Source organism: Deltaproteobacteria bacterium, assembly GCA_035063765.1.
Classification (GTDB): Bacteria; Myxococcota_A; UBA9160; order UBA9160; family PR03; genus CAADGG01.
Genome location: JAPSFT010000001.1, coordinates 41,045 through 56,659 on the forward strand (window position 1 = coordinate 41,045; position 15,615 = coordinate 56,659).

The 15,615-nt window shown below is 73.7% G+C and carries 15 protein-coding genes; 8 read left to right on the forward strand and 7 right to left on the reverse strand.

Annotated features, from left to right (window positions below; genetic code table 11):
• Positions 1-91: 91 nt before the first annotated feature.
• The gene (otsB, locus tag OZ948_00200) at positions 92-2,620 is read right to left on the reverse strand and encodes a trehalose-phosphatase (protein MEB2343145.1); all 2,529 of its coding nucleotides are present in this window, start codon (positions 2,618-2,620) and stop codon (positions 92-94) included.
• Positions 2,617-4,002, reverse strand: coding sequence for a trehalose-6-phosphate synthase (locus OZ948_00205; protein ID MEB2343146.1), 1,386 nt, complete (start codon positions 4,000-4,002; stop codon positions 2,617-2,619). The genes otsB and OZ948_00205 overlap by 4 nt, the downstream gene beginning before the upstream one ends.
• Positions 4,003-4,098: 96 nt before the next feature.
• Here OZ948_00205 and OZ948_00210 point away from each other — a divergent pair, with 96 nt between their 5' ends.
• A complete protein-coding gene (locus OZ948_00210; protein MEB2343147.1) occupies positions 4,099-5,118 on the forward strand; it encodes an alpha/beta fold hydrolase in 1,020 nt (339 codons plus the stop codon).
• A 3-nt stretch (positions 5,119-5,121) separates the two neighbouring features.
• On the opposite strand, the gene OZ948_00215 is transcribed toward OZ948_00210, so the two are convergent.
• Genes OZ948_00215 through OZ948_00225 form a run of 3 tightly spaced genes read right to left on the reverse strand, consistent with a single transcriptional unit; the run spans position 5,122 to position 6,935 of the window.
• Positions 5,122-5,802 carry a Crp/Fnr family transcriptional regulator gene (locus tag OZ948_00215; protein MEB2343148.1) on the reverse strand — a complete coding sequence of 227 codons (681 nt, stop codon included), beginning with the start codon at positions 5,800-5,802 and terminating at the stop codon, positions 5,122-5,124.
• Positions 5,799-6,470: a CBS domain-containing protein gene (locus OZ948_00220; GenBank protein ID MEB2343149.1), complete on the reverse strand. Its 672-nt coding sequence runs from the start codon at positions 6,468-6,470 to the stop codon at positions 5,799-5,801. The genes OZ948_00215 and OZ948_00220 overlap by 4 nt, the downstream gene beginning before the upstream one ends.
• A 3-nt stretch (positions 6,471-6,473) precedes the next feature.
• A complete protein-coding gene (locus OZ948_00225) occupies positions 6,474-6,935 on the reverse strand; it encodes a CBS domain-containing protein (GenBank protein ID MEB2343150.1) in 462 nt (153 codons plus the stop codon).
• Positions 6,936-7,174: 239 nt separating this feature from the next.
• Here OZ948_00225 and OZ948_00230 point away from each other — a divergent pair, with 239 nt between their 5' ends.
• A complete protein-coding gene (locus OZ948_00230) occupies positions 7,175-7,612 on the forward strand; it encodes a CBS domain-containing protein (protein MEB2343151.1) in 438 nt (145 codons plus the stop codon).
• 22 nt (positions 7,613-7,634) lie between these two features.
• Here the strand turns inward: OZ948_00230 and OZ948_00235 are convergent, their stop codons facing one another.
• A complete protein-coding gene (locus tag OZ948_00235) occupies positions 7,635-8,042 on the reverse strand; it encodes a CBS domain-containing protein (protein MEB2343152.1) in 408 nt (135 codons plus the stop codon).
• 71 nt (positions 8,043-8,113) lie between these two features.
• On the opposite strand from OZ948_00235, the gene OZ948_00240 reads away from it, so the two are divergent.
• Positions 8,114-9,391 carry a protoglobin domain-containing protein gene (locus OZ948_00240; protein ID MEB2343153.1) on the forward strand — a complete coding sequence of 426 codons (1,278 nt, stop codon included), beginning with the start codon at positions 8,114-8,116 and terminating at the stop codon, positions 9,389-9,391.
• Here the strand turns inward: OZ948_00240 and OZ948_00245 are convergent.
• Positions 9,358-9,735, reverse strand: a complete 378-nt coding sequence (locus OZ948_00245) for a CBS domain-containing protein (GenBank protein ID MEB2343154.1) — start codon at positions 9,733-9,735, stop codon at positions 9,358-9,360. The genes OZ948_00240 and OZ948_00245 overlap by 34 nt on opposite strands.
• A 282-nt stretch (positions 9,736-10,017) precedes the next feature.
• On the opposite strand from OZ948_00245, the gene OZ948_00250 reads away from it, so the two are divergent.
• Genes OZ948_00250 through ligD form a run of 5 tightly spaced genes read left to right on the forward strand, consistent with a single transcriptional unit; the run spans position 10,018 to position 15,601 of the window.
• Complete coding sequence (locus tag OZ948_00250; protein ID MEB2343155.1) at positions 10,018-11,409, forward strand: sigma-54 dependent transcriptional regulator; 1,392 nt, start codon at positions 10,018-10,020, stop codon at positions 11,407-11,409.
• Positions 11,406-12,317, forward strand: a complete 912-nt coding sequence (locus tag OZ948_00255; protein ID MEB2343156.1) for a universal stress protein — start codon at positions 11,406-11,408, stop codon at positions 12,315-12,317. Before OZ948_00250 ends, OZ948_00255 begins: the two co-directional genes overlap by 4 nt.
• A 12-nt stretch (positions 12,318-12,329) precedes the next feature.
• Positions 12,330-13,973 carry an AAA family ATPase gene (locus tag OZ948_00260; protein MEB2343157.1) on the forward strand — a complete coding sequence of 548 codons (1,644 nt, stop codon included), beginning with the start codon at positions 12,330-12,332 and terminating at the stop codon, positions 13,971-13,973.
• A complete protein-coding gene (locus tag OZ948_00265) occupies positions 13,973-14,422 on the forward strand; it encodes a CBS domain-containing protein (GenBank protein ID MEB2343158.1) in 450 nt (149 codons plus the stop codon). Before OZ948_00260 ends, OZ948_00265 begins: the two co-directional genes overlap by 1 nt.
• A gap of 33 nt (positions 14,423-14,455) precedes the next feature.
• A complete protein-coding gene (ligD, locus tag OZ948_00270; protein ID MEB2343159.1) occupies positions 14,456-15,601 on the forward strand; it encodes a non-homologous end-joining DNA ligase in 1,146 nt (381 codons plus the stop codon).
• The last annotated feature ends 14 nt before the right edge of the window (positions 15,602-15,615 follow it).

Here is a 15,615-nt window from a genome sequence, read left to right on the forward strand (position 1 = left end):
GCCCGGCGCTCCGCCGACCTCGCGCGCCGCGGTCGAGTGGCGAAGGGGTTCGAGGGCCGTAGCGCACGGAGCTCCTCCGGGGCGCCGAGCGTCAGCCGGACGAAGCAGCCAGCGCGAGGGCGGCCTCGATGATCGCGAGGTGCGAGTAGGCCTGCGGCGTGTTGCCGAGCGAGAGCGTGGCGACGGGGTCGTACTGCTCGGAGAGCATGGCGGTCGGCCCCGCGCAGGCGGCCATCGCTTCGAAGAGCGCGCGGGCGTCGGAGCGGCGCCCGAGCGACAACAGGGCCTGCACGAGCCACGCGCTGCACAGGTGGAAGCCGCCCTCGCTGCCCGGCAGCCCGTCGTCCGCGCGATAGCGGAAGACGGTCGGCCCCTCTCGCAGCCCCTGCTCCACCGCCTCCACCGTCGCGCGCCAGCGCGGGTCGGCTGCCGGCAGCAGGCCCGAGAGCCCGACCGCGAGCGTGGCGGCGTCGAGGTCGCTGCCGTCGTAGGCCGCGGTGAAGGCGCCGGGCTGCTCCTTCCACCCGTGCTGCAGGACGTCCGCGGCGATGCGGTCCGCGAGCTCGCGCCAGTCGGCGCGCTCCCGGCCGTAGAGCTCGGCGATGCGCACGCCGCGATCGGCCGCGATCCAGCACATCACCTTCGAGTGCAGGTGGTGGCGCGGCGGGCGGCGGATCTCCCAGATCCCGTGATCCGGCTCCTGCCAGCGAGCGGCCACCGCCCCCACCAACCCCTCGACGAGCCGCCAGTGCTCCGAGGAGAGCGGCGCGTCGCGTTCGGCCAGCAGCGCCACCAGCTCGACGATCGGTCCGAACACGTCGAGCTGGAGCTGGTGGGCGGCCAGGTTCCCGACCCGCACCGGGCGGCTGCCGCGATAGCCGGGCAGCTCGCCGATCTCGGCCTCCGAGCCGAGCGCTTCGCCCCCGACACCGTAGAGCGGCTGGAGTCGCTCGGGCGCAGCGATCCGGTCGACCACCGCGAGCACCCAGCCGAGGTAGTGGAGCGCTTCGCTCGTGCTGCCGAGCCGCACCAGCGCGGCCGCCGCGAGCGCGCCATCGCGGAGCCAGCAGTAGCGGTAGTCCCAGTTCCGGATCCCGCCCGGGTACTCGGGCAGGCTGGTCGTCGCGGCCGCGGCGATCGCGCCGGTCGGGCCGTGGCAGAGGGCCTTCAGCACGAGCGCACTGCGCCGGATCCGTTCGCCCCCCTCGCCTGGTACGACGAGGCCGCCGGCCCACGACGACCAGAACAGCTCCGTCTGGCGCTCGCGTTGCTCGGCCGGGGGCTGGCTCGCCCGCAGGCTGCCGGTTCCGTAGCGCAGCTCGAGCTCGATCGGCCCCGCGTCGAGGTCGAGCTCGGCGCGTGCAGTCTGGTGGGGGCCTTCGTCCGCGATCGTCCAGCGTACCCCCGGTGCCCGCAGCACGATCGGGTCGTTGCTCGGCTCGATCGCGAGCCCGCCGTCGAGCGCGCGCAGCCGGGTCGGGATGCGGCCGAAGTCGAGACGCGGTGCCAGCTCGACGCCGACCCGACCCTGCCCCTCGATGCGGCGCACGAGGTCGGTCCGACCCGCACGCAGATGGGGGCGACCGCCGGAGGCGTCGAGGAAGTCCACCACCCGGAAGCGTTGCCAGTGCGTCTCGAGCACGAAGGAGTCGCCGATCCAGCGCTGCCCGTGCGGGCGCTCGCCGTCGAGGGCCAGCACGGAGAAGTGTCCCGCGGCCGGGCCGCCGAGCAGCTCCGCGAAGAGTGCCGGCGAGTCGAGCCGCGGCAGACATAGCCAGGTGATCCGCGCGGCCGGCGTCACGAGCGCGAAGGTGCGCTGGTCGGAGAGGCAGGCATGGTCTTCGATCGGGACCGCGCCAGCGCCCGCGAGCCACGCGGCGCGCAGCTCCGCGAGCTGCGCGAGCAGCCGCCCCACGGCCTCCGGATCCGGGATCCGCTGGATCGCGAGCGAGGAGCCTTCTCCGACCTTCACGGCCAGATCGGGCCCCGAGAGCGTCGCGAAGGCATCCTCGTCGGTGCGATCGTCGCCGACGAAGCAGACCGCGGTGGCGCCGACGCGCTGGCGGAGCTGGGCGAGCGCCATCCCCTTGTCGGTGGAGAGCACGGCCAGCTCGACCACCTTCTTGCCGTGGCGCGTGAACACGCCCTCGAGGGCGCCGGGGCCCTCCCGGACGGCGCGCAGCGCCTCCTGGGCGAGATCCTCGGGCGCCTCGCGGTAGTGGAAGGCCACGCTCGCGGGCTTCTCCTCGAGGCGTGCGCCCGGCAGGCGCGCGGCGATCCCCGCCAGGTCCTCGCGCACCCGCTGGCGCAGCGCGCGCGCCTCGTCCGGCAGCGAGCCCACGAAGTCCGGGTCGAACTCGCTGCCGTGGCTCCCGACCAGGTGCACGTCCTCGGGCTCACCGATCATGCCGGCCAGGTCGCGCAGCGCGCGGCCCGAGATCACCGCGACGTGGGTGTTGGCGAGACCCGCGAGCTGGCGCAGCGCCACCACCGACTCGCGCAGCGGCTGTGCCGCCGCCGGGTCCGGGACGATCGGCGCGAGCGTCCCGTCGTAGTCGGTCGCCACGAGGAGCACCGGCGTGCGGGCCAGCGCGGCGAGCCGGCGCTCGAGGTCGCTCATCGCTCGAGCCCGGCCAGGAAGGAGCGCGCCCAGGCGTGGACGTCGTGCCGCGCGACGATCCGGCGCAGCGCCACCATGCGCCGCTCCTGCTCCGCCTCGGGCATCCCGACCGCCTCCACCATCGCGTCCTTGAGCCCCTCGACGTCGTAGGGGTTCACCTGGGACGCGCCGCGCAGCTCGTGCGCCGCACCCGTCATCTCCGACAGCATCAGCACGCCGCGCTCGTCGACGCGGGAGGCCACGTACTCCTTCGCGACCAGGTTCATGCCGTCGCGCACCGGTGTGACCAGCATCACGTCGGCGGTCCGGTACAGGGCGACCAGCTCGGGGAGCGAGAAGCTGCGGTGCAGATAGTGGACGGGGGCGCGGCCCACCTCGCCGAACTCCCCGTTGATCGAGCCCACCAGCCGCTCGACCTCGCTGCGCAGCGCCTGGTAGTCCTCCACCTCCTCGCGGCTCGGGACGGCCACCTGGACCAGCACGCACTGGCGCGGATCCAGGCGCTTCTCGCGCAGGAGCTCCTCGAAGGCCAGCAGCCGCACGTCGATGCCCTTCGTGTAGTCGAGCCGGTCGACGCCGAGCAGCACGCGCCGGGGGTGCCCGAGCCGGGCGCGGATCCCGGCGGCCATCCGGATCACCTCGGGGCTCTCGGCGACGCGCTCGAAGCGGGCCGTGTCGATCGAGATCGGGAAGGCCCCGAAGCGGCTCGCGTGGCCGTGGAGGCGCAGCTCGTCGCGCGCCCCCTCGGCACCCGCGTAGCGCCGGCACAGCACCGAGAAGTTGCGTGCGCCGACGACGGTCTGGAAGCCTACGACGTCGGCGCCCAGCAGACCCTCCAGGATCTGGCGCCGCCACGGAAGCTGCGCGAAGAGCTCCTGGGGTGGGAAGGGGATGTGGAGGAAGAAGCCGATGCGCAGGTCCGGCCGCTGCTCGCGGATCATGAGGGGCACGAGCTGGAGGTGGTAGTCGTGCACCCAGACGATCGCGCCGGAGGCAGCCTCCTCGGTCGCGACCGCGGCGAAGATCCGGTTCACCTCGACGTAGGCGGCCCACCAGGGCCGTTGGTACTGGGGAGGCCGCACGGCGTCGTGGTAGAGCGGCCAGAGCGTGCGATTGGAGAAGCCGTCGTAGTAGCGCTCGACCTGGCTGCGCGAGAGCGCTACCGGACGGAGCTGGATCCCCTGGCTCTCGAGTCGGCGCGGCGCGCTCGCGCCGCGGCCGGGCCAGCCGACCCAGGTGCTCGAACGCTTGCGGAGGACCGGTCCGAGGGCGGAGACCAGGCCGCCCGGGCTCAGGTCCCACTCGTCCTCGCGGCCGCGCTGCGCGGTCACCGGAAGCCGATTCGAGACCACCACCAGCTCGCTACCCGCTCGTTTCGGCACTCGCCCGGTACGCTCCGTCGCAGACAGCCCGTCGCGAGCCCGAGCCTAGCGCCATCGAGGCGGACGCAAAGTCGCGCGAGCGCTATCCAACCGCGCATGGCCGAACCCACCCTGCACTACGCCCGCACGCGTGACGGCTGGCGGCTGGCCCTGCACCACCGCGCGCCGGCGCGCGGCGGCCACGGCGCGGCGCTCCTGCTGTGTCACGGCATGGGCTCGAACCGCTTCAACATGGACGGGCCCGGCCGGGCGAGCCTCGCGCGCCATCTCCAGGCCCTGGGCTGGGACGTGTGGGTGCTCGAGCTGCGTGGCGCGGGCCTGTCGCGGCGCCGGCTGCGCTTCCCGCGCGCGAGCTACGGCTGGACCTTCGAAGACTACGTCCAACACGACGTGCCGGCCGCGGTCTCGCTGGTGCGACAGCTCACCGGCCAGGAGCGGCTCCTGTGGGTCGGCCACTCGCTCGGCGGGATGATCGCGTACGCCGCGATGATGACGCCCCTCGCCGATGCCTTCGCCGGCGCCGTCACGCTCGCGTCGCCGGGCATGACCGACATCGGCCACGAGGCGCTCGACCGCTGGATCGCGCTGCGCCGGCTCTTGCGCTTTGCGCCGGCGCGGCTTCCTGCGCGCTGCGCGGCGCGGGCCGGCTCGCCCCTCGCCGGCGCGATCGCCCGCACCGTACCGACGCTGGTTCGCGACTGGCTCTGGCACCCCGACAACCTCGACCTCGACGTGGTGCGCTTCATGATGCGACACGGGGTCGAGGACCTGCCCCGCTCGCTGCTGATCGAATTCGCCCGCTGGTACGACGCCAAACGCATGAGCGACCGCTACCGGATCTTCAGCTTCGGCGACCATCTCGAGCGGGTCCGCGTGCCGATGCTGGTGATCGCCGGCGCCCGGGACCGGCTGACGCCACCCGCAGATCTGGCTCGCCTGGTCGAGCGACTGGGCTCGAGCGACAAGACCTTCTGGGTGGCAGGGCACGCGTCCGGCCTCGCCCACGAGTACAGCCACGTCGATCTCGTGCTCGGCCGCCACGCGCCCGACGAGATCTACCCCGTCGTGGCCGCCTGGCTCGCCGACCACGCACCGGGAGCCGCGGGCCGGTCCTGATGCTCAGCCCGGAGCGGTCTGGTGTACCAGCTCGCGCAGGCGTTCGGGCCGCAGGAGCACGATGCGGCGGTTGTCGCGCCCGATGAGCCCCTCGGCGGAGAGCTCGCGCAGGGTCTGGTTCACGGTCTGGCGGGTGGCTCCCACCAGCGTCGCGAGCTCGCTCTGGGTGATCGGGATGTCGATCACGCGGTGACCGTTCTCGGTCTGCCCGAAGTCGGCCGCGAGCTCCCCGAGCATGCGCGCGACGCGCGTGCGCACGTTGCGGAAGACCAGGTCCTCGACCCGGCTCTCGATCTTCTTGAGCCGATCGCCGATCTGGAGGCTCACCTGGAAGGCGAGCGCGGAGCGAGCCGCGAGCACCTGCTGGAAGTTCTCGCGCGGGATCTTCCAGACCGCCGACGCGCGCACCGCCTCGGCGAAGCTCTCGCGCGGATACTCGCCGAAGGCCGGCAGCTCCCCGAAGACCTCACCCGGCGCCACGTAGCCGAAGCTGGTCTCACCGCCTCCCTCCGAGAGACGATAGATCCGGGCGAGGCCAGCCTGCAGCAGGTACACCGACTGGGGCTGCCGGGTGGGCGCGAAGATCAGCTCGCCGCGCGCGAAGCGGCGCAGACTGGCACCCCGCTCGAGCTCCGCCAGCTCGTCGTCTTCCATCCGCGACAGCCACTCGATGGTGCGCATCATCCCCCCGCTCGGGGCGCCCTCGGCGCCCCTTCCTGGGATCCGCCCTCCGGCCGTTCCCGGGGCGGCGCCTCCGCCCCGGGAGCCTCGCGAGACGCTGCGTCCGGCGACCGCCAGACCCGCTCGCGCAGCGACTCGAACTCGCGGGTCAGGAAGTCGGCCACGTCGCGGCCCGCACGCTCCACCGAGGAGCGCAGCTCGGTGAGCGTCTCCTCCATCTCCACGCGCCGGCGCTCGCGCTGCCCGCGCCGGCGTCCGCTCTCGACGGCGCGCCGCGCCGCCTCGCCGAGGTCGTCGAGCTCCCGGCCGAGCTCGACCACGAGGTCGTCGAGGGTGACCAGGCCCGAGAGGCGGCCGTCGCGCAGCACCACGATGCGGCGCACGCGGGCCGTGCGCATGCGCTCCACCACGACTTCGATCGGGTCGTCGGCGCTCACCGTGACGAGCGGGCGGCTCATCAGCTCCGCGGCGCACTGCTTCTCGGCGCCAGCGCGGGCGACCACGCGGCAGGCGAGATCGCGATCGGTGACGATGCCCACCGGATGGTCCGCCTCGTCGACGATCACCACGCTGCCGACCGCGAAGTCGCCCATCAGCCCCGCAAGCTCGGCGGCGCTCGCGTCGAGCGGCGCGGTCGCGACCTCGGTGCGGTAGTAGTCACGCGTGCGCATGGGTCACTTCCCTTCCGGCGCCGGACCGGGTCTTCCGGGGGACCGCTCCACGGGGGCCTGGGCCGCGGCCGCCGCGGCGACCCCCGCGAGCTCGCTCGCCACCAGACGCAGGATGTCGTCGGAGCTCAGGATGCCGACCAGCTCCTCGTCCGCGTTCACGATCGGGATCCGCCGTACGGACCGGCGCCGCATCAGGGCCGCGGCGGCGCGGAGCGACGACGTCTCGTGCATCACCAGGGGGTCGGTGCCGAACGCATCGACCACCCGCGTCGTGTCGGGGTCGAGTCCGTCGCGCAGCACGCGTAGCGCGAGGTCGCGATCGGTGACGATCGCGCGCGGGTGCGACCCGAGCAGCCCCACGAGGCACCCGACTCCCTCCTCCGCCATGCGCACGGCGGCGGCGCGCAGCGTGTCGCGCGCGTCGATCGTGCGGACGTCGCGCTGGCAGTAGTCGGCGATCGCCACGGCCCCTCCTTCGCGAGCTCCCCATCGACGACCCGGGCTGGTGCAACCGCCATGCCCGTCTGCCCGTGAGCCCCGCGACGCCCTGGGTCGGCGGTTGTGGCGTTCTGGCGCATAGGACATTGTCGGCGGGGCGACCTGTCGCGCTGGCCCTGGCGAGCCGGGTCACCGGCTCCCTCCCGCTCCGGGCATGGCTCGTGCAAGCTCGCGCACGCTGGAGCCGACCGGGAGCCGCCGAGCCGATGCCCCTCTACGACCGTCCCGTCTCGACCATCATGCGCCGCGAGTTTGCGAGTCTGCACCCGGACGACCGCCTGGACCTCGCGGAGCAGATGATGAAGGTCGGGCGCGTGCGCCACCTGCCGGTGCTGGGCCCGGACGGCCACGTGGTCGGCATCGTCTCGAGCCGCGACCTGCTCGAAGCCTCGCTCAGCAGCGTGCTCGATCTCGATCCCGCTTCGCGGCGCGGGTTCCTCCGCTCGGTGGCGGTCGCCGATGTGATGCGGCCGGAGGTCGAGACGGTCGCGGAGAGCACGTCGCTGCTCGGCGCGGCGAGCCGGATGATCCGCCACAGGATCGGCTGCCTGCCGATCGTGGGCCCCGACGGTGTCATGACCGGACTCGTCACCGAGACCGATCTGCTGATCGCGGCCTATCTCCCGGAGCCCGCTCCGCGCTAGCTAGGCGCGCGGCGCGCGAGCGTCAGCGATCGAGCGCGAGGCGCACGAAGTCGCCCTCGGTCAGGATGCCCACGAGCCTGCCCTTCGCGACCACCGGCAGGCAGCCGAGCTTGCGCTCCAGCATGATGCGTGCCGCCTCGACCAACGCGGTGTCGGGCTCGACCGTCACCGGATCGTTGGTCATCACCTCCTTGACGAGCAACATGCCCATCACCTTCTGCTGCGCGTGCGCGCCGTAGCCGAGCGCACGCGCCAGCGCGCCCCGGAACAGGTCGCGCTGCGAGAGCACGCCGACCACCTCCCCCGTCGCCTCGTCGAGCACCGGCGTATGGCGGATGCGCCCGAGCCGCATCAGGTCGTCCGCGATCACGAGCTGGTCGTTGCGCAGGACGGTCGCCACCTCGGTGCTCATCACGTCACGGACCTTCATCGAACTCCCTCCTCGTGCGCGCCGGACAACCCCTTGCTGCGCCTGGAGTGCAGGAGGATACTGGCTCGCTGGTGAAGGAAGGGCTCGACGACCGGCTCGACTACCTGGGGCTGACCGAGGACGATCGGCAGCTGCTCGCCCGCATCGGGCCGCTGCTCGAGCGCCACGCCGACCGCTTCGTCGCCGCCTTCTACCGCCACCTGCTCTCCTTCGACGAGACCCGGCGCCTGCTCGCCGACCCCGCGGTGACGGAACGCCTGCTGGGCAAGCAACGCGAGTACCTCCTGAGCCTCGCGACCCCCGGGCTCGACGCGACCTACCTCGAGGAACGGATCCGGATCGGTGCCGTGCACGCCCAGGTCGGACTCGGCCCGCGCTACTACCTCGGTGCCTACGCGCTCTACTTCTCGCTGCTGGCGCCGGTGATCGCCTCCGATTGCGAGGGCGACACGGAGCTCGTCCAGCGCACCTTGAGTGCCCTCGTCAAGGTGCTGTTGCTCGACGCCGAGCTCGCGATGGAGTCCTACGTGGAGCGCCACGGGGAAGGGCTCACCCACCTGAACCGGGAGCTCGCCGCCGTGAGCCGCTCGCTCTCGCGCGAGGTCGAGGTCCAGGAGCAGGAGCTCCGGCAGACCCAGAAGCGCGCACGCGCCGCCGAGGACCTGGCGTCGGTCGCGACGCTCGTGGCGGGGCTCGCCCACGAGATCGGTACGCCGATGGGGGTGATCCGTGGCCATGCGGAGGCGCTCGGCGGCGCGGTCCAGGGCGAACGGGCGCAATGGCGGCTGCGCACGATCCTGGAGCAGATCGACCGCATCTCGAGCATCATCCGCGCGCTGCTCGACGTCGCGCGGCCACGCGAGCGCGTCCTGGTGCCGATCGAGCTCCCACAGGTGCTGGACAACGCGCTCGCCTTCCTGTCCGAGCGGATGCGGCGCCACGGGATCGAGATCGAGCGCCGCTACGACCGGGTGCCGGTGATCCACGGGGATCCCGACAAGCTCCAGCAGCTGTTCCTGAACCTGTTCCTGAACGCGGCCGACGCGATGCCCGACGGTGGACACCTTATCGTGTCGGTCGCGGCCTCGGATGGCCAGGCGGTCGGGATCCGGATCGCCGACGACGGCGTCGGCATCCCCGCCGCCGACCTCGAGAACCTGTTCACGCCCTTCTTCACGACCAAGCCGGCAGGCCGCGGCAGCGGACTCGGGCTGGTGGTCGCCCAGGGCATCGTCGCCGATCACGGCGGGCGCATCGAGGTGCTCAGCGCCCCCGGCCGCGGCACCGAGTTCGTGATCGAGCTGCCGCTGCGCGCTCAAACCGGGCCGGAGGGGCGGATCGGATCGTAGGCGCGGCGCAGGAGGTCGCTCTCGGTGAGCAGGCCGACCAGCCGCGGGCCGTCCGGGCCGGGCTCGACGATCGGCAGGCAGCCCGTGCGCGAGCGGGCGATCCGCGCCGCCGCCTCGTCGACGCTCATCGTGGTCCCGCCCGTCTCGGTGTCCGGCGACATCACCTCTTCGACGCGCGTGCAGCGGCCGGCAAGGGCGGCCTCGACGAGGACCGCGAACGAGAGCACGCCGCGCAGGACCCCGTCGGCCACCACCGGGAGCTGGCGCAGGCGCGCCACCCGCATCATCTGGAGCGTCTCCGCGATCGAGGCACCCGGTGCGACGGAGAGCCAATGCCGCCGCATCACCCGAGCCACTTCGGCCCCGAACGTCCCCGTGCTTCCCTCGAACCCCATGCCGCCCGCAGGTGCAGACGGCGTGCCAGCACCTCCCGGCGTCCCGGAGGCGGCGCGAGATCCAGATCCGGGGCCTGATGCCTCGCTTCGTGTGCCAGGAGGGGTGCGATGCTGAGGCTGCGCGTCGTGAGCTGATTTGTCACATTCGGGTCATTTTGCCCTATACGTGTGACCTCATCTGCAGCGCCCGTGCGTCGCGGGTGGCACGTAACGTGCTCCTGGGATACCCCGATGACCCGCCTCCGGTCCGTCCTGGTCGTCGACGACGACGCCGCCATGCGCGACCTCGTGCTCTCCCTCCTCGACGACGAGGGGATCCGGGGCGTCGGCGCCGCCAGCGCCGACGAGGCGCTAGAGCGCCTCGCCGACCTCGACTGCGACGCGGTCGTCTCCGACATCCGCATGCCGGGGCGCTCGGGCATCGAGCTGCTCGCCGAGATCCGCGAGCGCCGGCCCGAGACGCCGGTGATCCTGATGACCGCCTTCGGGAGCATCGACTCGGCCGTCCAGGCCGTGCGCGCCGGCGCCGCCGACTACATCACCAAGCCCTTCCAGAAGGACGCCCTGCTCGTCACGCTCGAGAAGGCCTTCGAGCGACGGGCGCTCGAGGAGGAGAACCGGCGGCTGCGCCGCGCGCTCGACCGCACCTCGTCGTTCGGCGACCTGATCGGGACGAGCGCCGCCATGCGCGAGATCTTCGCGCTGATCCGCAAGATCGCCGACGGGCGCAGCTCGGTCCTGATCACCGGCGAGAGCGGCACCGGCAAGGAGGTGGTGGCCCGCACGATCCACTTCTCGAGCGCCCGAGCGAGCCGGCCCTTCGTCCCGATCAACTGCACCGCGATCCCGGAGGGCCTGCTCGAGAGCGAGCTCTTCGGCCACGTGAAGGGCGCCTTCACCGGAGCCCACGTGACCAAGCGCGGCCTCTTCGAGCAGGCGAGCGGCGGGACGCTCTTCCTCGACGAGATCGGCGACATGGGGCTCGGCCTGCAGGGCAAGCTCCTGCGCGTGCTCCAGGACCGCGAGGTGCGCCCGGTGGGTGGCACCACGTCGGCGAAGGTGGACGTCCGCATCATCGCCGCCACCAACCGCGACCTGCACGCCGAGATCGAGGCCGGCCGGTTCCGGCGCGACCTCTTCTACCGGCTCAACGTGATCCCGATCGAGATCCCGCCGCTGCGCGAGCGCACCGACGACATCCCCCCGCTCGCGAGCGCCTGCCTCGAGCGCCATGCCGACGGCCGCGCGCTCCGGCTCACGCCCGCCGCGATGGAGCGGCTCAAGCACTGCCGCTGGGAGGGCAATGCGCGGGAGCTCGAGAACGTGATCGAGCGTGCGATCGCGCTCTGCGAGGGACCCGAGATCGGTCCCGAGGACCTGCCGCTGCCGGACGCCGCGATCGGGCCCGAGGGACCCGCCGAAGACCCGGGTGGCTTCGTCCGCCAGGCCCTCGACAAGCAGCTGACGCTCGCCGAGCTCGACGACCTCTACATCGACCAGGTGCTCGGGTACACGCGCGGCAACAAGGTCCAGGCCGCACGCATCCTCGGCATCAACCGCCGCACGCTCTATCGCCGCGGCGAGCGGCGCGGCCGCGCGCCCGGCGGCGGGTTCGTGCCGTGAGCCGCTTCCGGACGATCCTCGTCCCGACCGACTTCTCGGCCCACGCGCACGCCGCGATCGAGCTGGCCCGCACGCTGGCTCACACAGGCGGCGGGGCGGTCCACCTGCTGCACGCCTACGAGGTGCCGCTCGGCACGATCTCGCCCTACGGCGTCGCGCTGCCCGACGGCCTGCTGGCGCAGGTGCGCGACGCAGCCGCGCGCCGGCTCGAGAAGGCGGCCCACGGCTTCGTCGAGGCGAAGGTCTCCTGCGAGACCCACGTCGCACACGGACCTGCCGCGGACGCGATCACCGAGGCGGCACAGCGCCTGCACGCCGACCTGGTCGTGATGGGCACGCGCGGGCTGAGCGGATGGAAGCACGCCCTGCTCGGCAGCGTGGCCGAACGCACCGTACGCAGCTCGCCCTGCCCCGTGCTGACCTTCCGTACGCCCGACCGCGCCGAAGGAGGATCCGTGGGCCACTTCCGCAAGCTCCTCGTGCCCCTCGACTTCTCGAAGCACTCCGACGCCGCCCTCGCGCTCGCGGTCGAGCTCGCGAGCGAGCACGCCGCCGAGGTCCACCTGCTCCATGCCTACGAGCTGCCCGCCGCCGTGACGATGGCCTACGGCGTCGCGATCCCCCAGGCGGTCTGGGACGGGGTCCAGGAAGCCGCCCTCGCGCGCCTCGAGGAGGGACGCAAGCGCCTCGAGGCGGCCGGCATCCGCGGCACCACGCACCTCGTGACGGGGCCCGCCGCAGATGCCATCGCGCAAGCTGCCGAGAGCGTGGCTGCGGACCTGATCGTGATGGGCACCCGCGGCCTCACGGGGCTCAAGCACGTGCTGCTCGGCAGCGTCGCGGAGCGCACGATCCGCACCGCGCCCTGTCCCGTCCTCACGCTCAAGTCGGACGCGCAGGACGCCTGACGGAGAGGCCGCATGCCTCCCCCTGTCGAGCCGCTCCCCGCCGGGCTCGCTGCGGCGCTCGCGCGGCCGGCGGCACACCCCTTCGACGCGAGCGCTGCGGCGGGCGTCGAGCACGTCCAGACCCACCTCTCGCACGTGTACCTGACGGGAGCGCGGGCCTGGAAGCTCCGCAAGGCCGCCGCGCTCGGCTTCGTCGACTTCGCGACGCGCGCGAAGCGCAATCGCGACTGCGCCCGCGAGGTCCGGCTCAACCGCCGCCTCGCACGCGACGTGTACCTGGGCGTCGCCCCGGTCGAGGCCGATCCCGCCGGCGGCTTCCGGATCGGTGCGCTCGCCCCGGACGCGGACGAGGAGACCCTGGCGCGCGACCCGCACGAACACGTGGTCGCGATGCGCCGGCTGCCGGCGGGGCACGACGCGCTCGCGCTCCTCGAGCGCGGCGCGCTCCACGCGCGCCACCTCGACGCGGTCGCCGAGCGGCTCGCCCGCTTCCACGCCGAGCACGGCCTCGGCGTCCCCGCGCCCTTCACACCCGACGCCTGGCGCGCCCGGATCGAGGGCCCCGTGCGCGACAACCTGCGCCTGCTCGAGCCGGCCGCGGGCCGGCTCTTCCCGCGCTCGACCTGGCGCCAGGTCGAGCAGCGGACGAGCGCCTTCGCCGACGCCCACGCCGGCCGCTTCGAGGCGCGCCGCCGCGAGGGCCGCGCCGTCGACGGCCACGGCGACGTGCACCTCCAGCACGTCTGGTTCGAGCCGGGCCGCGCCGAGCCGCTGCTCGTCGACTGCATCGAGTTCCGCGACGACCTGCGTCGGATCGACGCCGCCTCCGAGGTGGCCTTCCTCGCGATGGACCTGCGCTACCGGCGCCGGGCGCAGCTCGCGGCGCGCTTCCTGCGCCGCTACGCGGCCGCCCGCGACGACTTCGGCCTCTACGGCGTGCTCGACTACTTCGTGAGCTACCGGGCCGCGGTGCGCGCGAAGGTGGCGGCGCTCGCCGCCGACGACGGCGCGATCGAGCCCGGCCAGCGCGCCGCCGCGGCGGCGAGCGCGCGCCGCCACCTCGCGCTCGCAGCGCGCGCCCTGGCGCCGCCGCGCGCGGGCGGGCTGGTGCTGGTCGGGGGCCTCGTCGGCAGCGGCAAGAGCAGCGTCGCCGAGACGATGGCCGACACCGCCGGAGGCGTCGTCGTCGCGTCGGACCGGGTGCGCAAGGCGCTCGCGGGGCTCGCTCCCACCGCGCGCGGCGGAGCCGCACGGGGCCTCTACGACAGCGCTGCGAAGGAGCGCGTCTACCAGGCGCTGCTCGAACGGGCGGAGCCGATCACGGCCTCGGGCCGGATCGCGATCCTCGACGCCACCTACGCCCTCGAGCGCCACCGGGCGGCCGCGCTCGCCTGGGCGCGCGGGCGTGGGATCGAGCCGGTGCTCGTCGAGGCGCGCTGCCCGCACGAGACCACCCTCGCGCGCCTTGCGGCGCGCGCCGCCGCCGGCCGGGATCCCTCCGATGCCGGCCCGGAGCTGCTCGCCTGGAGCGAGCGCCACTACCAGCCGCCGCGCGCGGGCGTCATCGTCATCGAGACCCATCAGCCGGATTGGCGGACCCGGGCGCGTTCCCTCGCCCGCCGTCTGCACCCGACCCGGGAGCCAGCGGAGGAGTGATGCCCGAGCGATCCGTCGAGAGCGTGATGCAGCGCGACGTCGTGACCCTGCGCCCCGAGAGCAGCGCGCGCGAGGCCGAGCGCCTGCTCGCCACGCACCGCATCGGCGGCGCGCCGGTGGTGGACGAGGCCGGGCGCGTGGTGGGCGTCCTCTCCCAGAGCGACCTCGGCCGGCTCGAGGCCGAGCGCCCGAGCACAGCGGCTGCGGGCGCCTTCTTCAGCGACGTCGACGACTACCGCGACATCGGGGCGCTGCCCGCCGCGGCGAGCGTGGTGCCGGTGGCGCGCTTGATGAGCCGGGAGGTGCTCTCGGTCTCACCCGCGGCGACGCTCGCCGAGGCGGCCCGGCGCATGCGCGAGCGGCGCGTGCACCGGCTCCTGGTCGTCGAGAACGGGGCGCTGCGTGGCGTGGTCAGCGCCTTCGACCTGCTGGTCGCGATCACCGGGTGATGGCCGGCCGGGCGAGCGCTCCCCCCGCCGCTCATCCCTCGCGCAGCGAACGGTAGGCGCGCAGGTGGCGGAGCGCGCCGGCCGGATCGCCGAGCCGGTCGTGGAGCCGCGCGTCGTGGCGGAGGTGCGCTACGCCGAGGGCACCCGCGACGGGCGCCTGCGCCAGCCCGTCCTGCTGCGCCTGCGCGAGGACAAGAGGCCCGCCGGGATCGATGCGCCGCCCGGCCCGCGAGGCGGGCGCCCGAAGGTCCCGCGAAGCCGAAGGAGAAGAGCACGAAACCGAAGCCCGGACACGAGCTTGTCCTCACGAACCTCGACAAGACCTTCTGGCCGGACGAGGGCCTCACCAAGGGCGACCTGCTCGGCTACTACCGCGCGATCGCCCCCTGGCTCCTGCCCTACCTGCGCGACCGCCCGCTCACGCTCGTCCGGCACCCGGACGGGATCACGGGCAAGGCGTTCTTCCAGAAGGACGCGCCCGCCTCGGCGCCCGCGTGGGTGCGGCGCGAGCGGCTCTGGAGCGAGCACGGCCGTCGCGAGATCCGCTTCTTCGTCGTGGACGACGTGGACGCGCTGCTCTACGTCGCGAACCTCGGCGCCATCGCGCTCCACGTGCAGGCGAGCCGGGTCGCCGACCTCGCGCATCCCGACTGGTGCATCCTCGACCTCGACCCCAAGGGCGCACCCTTCCGCGACGTCGTCACGATCGCACGTACCCTCCATGGGCTCACCGGCGAGATCGGGCTCCCGGCCTTCCCGAAGACCAGCGGCTCGGCGGGTCTGCACGTGCTCGTGCCCCTCGGAGGGCGCCTCACCTTCGCGAAGGCGCGCACGCTCGCGGAGCTCCTCGCGCGCGAGGTGGTGGCGCGCCACCCCGGGATCGCGACGCTCGCGCGGCGCGTGGCTGCTCGCGGCGGGCGCGTCTACGTCGACACCGGCCAGAACGGGCACGGGAAGCTCCTCGTGGCGCCCTTCTCGGTGCGCGCGCTGCCCGGGGCGCCGGTCTCGATGCCGCTGCGCTGGAGCGAGCTCGGCCCGCGCCTCGACCCGCGGCGCTTCACGATCCGCAACGCGCTCGCGCGCCTGCGCCGGCTCGGCGAGGATCCCCTCGCGCCGGTCCGGGGCCCCGCGCCCGACCTGCTCGGGGCGCTCGAACGGCTGGCCCGGCGGGGCCGCTGATCCCCCCACCGCTA